This is a genomic window from Xanthobacter sp. BG11Y11_SDJG, from assembly GCF_057364445.1.
In genome coordinates, this window is sequence record NZ_JBNFNU010000499.1 from 1 (window position 1) to 2,621 (window position 2,621).

Annotated in this window: 2 protein-coding genes; one reads left to right on the forward strand and one right to left on the reverse strand. The window is 69.3% G+C overall.

The annotated features are described in order from the left end of the window. On the reverse strand, window positions 1-225 hold a 225-nt coding region (locus AC2W7M_RS23470; protein WP_486135343.1), incomplete at its 3' end, for a response regulator transcription factor. Window positions 226-632: 407 nt separating this feature from the next. Here AC2W7M_RS23470 and AC2W7M_RS23475 point away from each other — a divergent pair. Beyond that, a complete protein-coding gene (locus AC2W7M_RS23475; protein ID WP_486135345.1) occupies window positions 633-2,414 on the forward strand; it encodes a M3 family oligoendopeptidase in 1,782 nt (593 codons plus the stop codon). The last annotated feature ends 207 nt before the right edge of the window (window positions 2,415-2,621 follow it).

A 2,621-nucleotide genomic window follows, 5' to 3' on the forward strand; every position in this document is an offset into this window, starting at 1 on the left:
GTCGCGTCGCCGCGGGCGGCCGAGCGCGCGCAGGACGCCCATGCCGTCGAGGCCGGGCACCACGAGATCGAGCAGAACCGCGGCGAACGGCTGGCGCGACAGGCGCTCCAGCGCCGCGTCGCCGTCCCCCACCCAGCTGGTGCGGTGGCCGAGATGCGCGAGGGTCGCGGCGAGGCGGCGGGCCTCGTCGGCATCGTCCTCGACGAGGAGCAGGGAGGAGGTCATGGGCGTCCGGGCTGGAAGGCAAGGCAGATGATACCGCGCGAGCTTGGCCGGGGAGGGTTAAGGGAAGTCTAAGGTGCCCGCGCTTCCGCGAGACCCCTTGCGGCGCGGTGCGGTTTGGGCAGAGTCTGCGGTCCGGCATCCGTCCATCCGGCGCTGCGGATCGCCTGGAAGGCCGAATCGCCTGCCCGTCGTCGCCGCCCGTTTTGTGTTCCGATCCGCCGGCGTGCCGTTTGCGTTTCCCCTTGGCATCGGCCGCCGCGCATCCCAATTTCAGCCCAGGCTCCGCGCCCCAATGAGAGCGCCGCTTTTCGGAGGTCCCACTGTCCGTTCCCTTTTCCGGCTTTCCCTCGCCCGCCGCGTCCGAGGCGCCGCGCGCCGCCCCCGCCTCGGCTCTCGCCGCCAGCGCCGTGGCGCAGGACCTGCCGGAATGGAACCTGTCCGACCTCTATGCCGGCATGGACGCGCCCGCCCTCGCCGAGGACCTGAAGACATCGGATGCCGTCTGCCTCGCCTTCGAGGCCGACTACAAGGGCAAGCTCGCCGCCATCCTCGACGGCCCCGACGCCGGTGAGGCGCTCGCCGCCGCGGTGCGGCGCTACGAGGAGATCGACGACCTCATGGGCCGCATCGCCTCCTATGGCAGCCTGGTCTATGCGGGCGACACCTCCGATCCGGCGCGCGCCAAGTTCTACGGCGACATCCAGGAGCGCCTGACCGACGCCTCGACGCATCTGCTGTTCTTCACGCTGGAACTGAACCGGCTGGACGACGACAAGCTGGAAGCCGCCATGGCGGTGCCGGCGCTCGGCCACTACCGGCCCTGGATCGAGGATCTCAGGAAGGACAAGCCGTTCCAGCTCGACGACAAGATCGAGCAGCTGTTCCACGAGAAGGCGAGCCCCTCGCGCAGCGCCTGGAGCCGCTTGTTCGACGAGACCATCTCCTCGCTGCGCTTCCAGGTGAACGGCCAGGAACTGGCCATCGAGCCGACGCTGAACCTGATGCAGGACCCGAAGGAGGAGGTGCGCCGGGCCGCCGGGCTCGCCATCGCCGACACGCTGGGCAAGAACGTGCGCCTGTTCACCCTCGTCACCAACACGCTGGCGAAGGACAAGGAGATTTCCGACCGCTGGCGCGGCTTTCCCGACGTCGCCTCCGCCCGCCACCTCTCGAACCGGGTGGAGCAGGAGGTGGTGGACGCCATGGTCTCGGCCATCACCGCCGCCTATCCGCGCCTGTCGCACCGCTATTACGCGCTGAAGGCGCGCTGGTTCGGCAAGGAGCGGCTGGAATTCTGGGACCGCAATGCGCCTCTGCCAAAGGTCGCGACCCGCGACATCGCCTGGGGCGAGGCCAGGGACACGGTGCTCCAGGCCTACGGCACCTTCTCGCCGAAGATGGCGGACATCGCCCGCACCTTCTTCGACAAGTCCTGGATCGACGCGCCGGTGCGCCCCGGCAAGTCGCCGGGTGCGTTCGCGCACCCGACCGTGCCCTCCGCGCACCCTTATGTGCTGCTCAACTACCAGGGCAAGCCGCGGGACGTGATGACGCTTGCCCACGAACTCGGCCACGGCGTGCACCAGGTGCTGGCCGGCCGCCAGGGCGCGCTCATGGCCCCGACGCCGCTGACGCTGGCGGAAACCGCCTCGGTGTTCGGCGAGATGCTCACCTTCCGCCGGCTGCTCGCCGCCGCCGAGACGCCGCAGGCGCGCAAGATCATGCTGGCCCAGAAGGTGGAGGACATGATCAACACGGTGGTGCGCCAGACCGCCTTCTACACCTTCGAGCGCCATGTCCACACCGAGCGGCGCGCGGGCGAACTGACCTCCGACCGCCTGGGCGAGATCTGGATGAAGGTGCAGACCGAGAGCCTCGGCCCGGCGATCCACCTCAGCGCCGGCTATGAGAACTTCTGGACCTACATCCCCCACTTCATCCATTCGCCGTTCTACGTCTACGCCTACGCTTTCGGCGACTGCCTCGTGAACTCGCTCTACGCGGTCTACGAGAAGGCGTCCGACGGCTTCGCGGAACGGTATCTGGAGATGCTGGCGGCGGGCGGCACCAAGCACCATTCGCAGCTGCTGGCGCCGTTCGGCCTCGATGCCCGCGACCCGGCCTTCTGGCAGACCGGCCTTTCGCTGATCGAGAGCATGATTTCCGAGCTGGAGAGCATGGAGGCCTGAGCGCTCCCGCGGCCGGCAAAAAAGCTTGGCCGCGGCGCCCGTCCTTTACCTCTGCGCAACCGGAATGCGGCGAGACTCCTGGTCATGATGCCGCGGACTGGCCTTTTCGCCTGCGCCCTCCTTGCCGCCATGGCCGCGGCGGGGTCGCAGGCGCACGCCGAGAGCGCGGCAGCACGGTCCGGCGCCGCGCGCCTCGCCCAGAAGGCG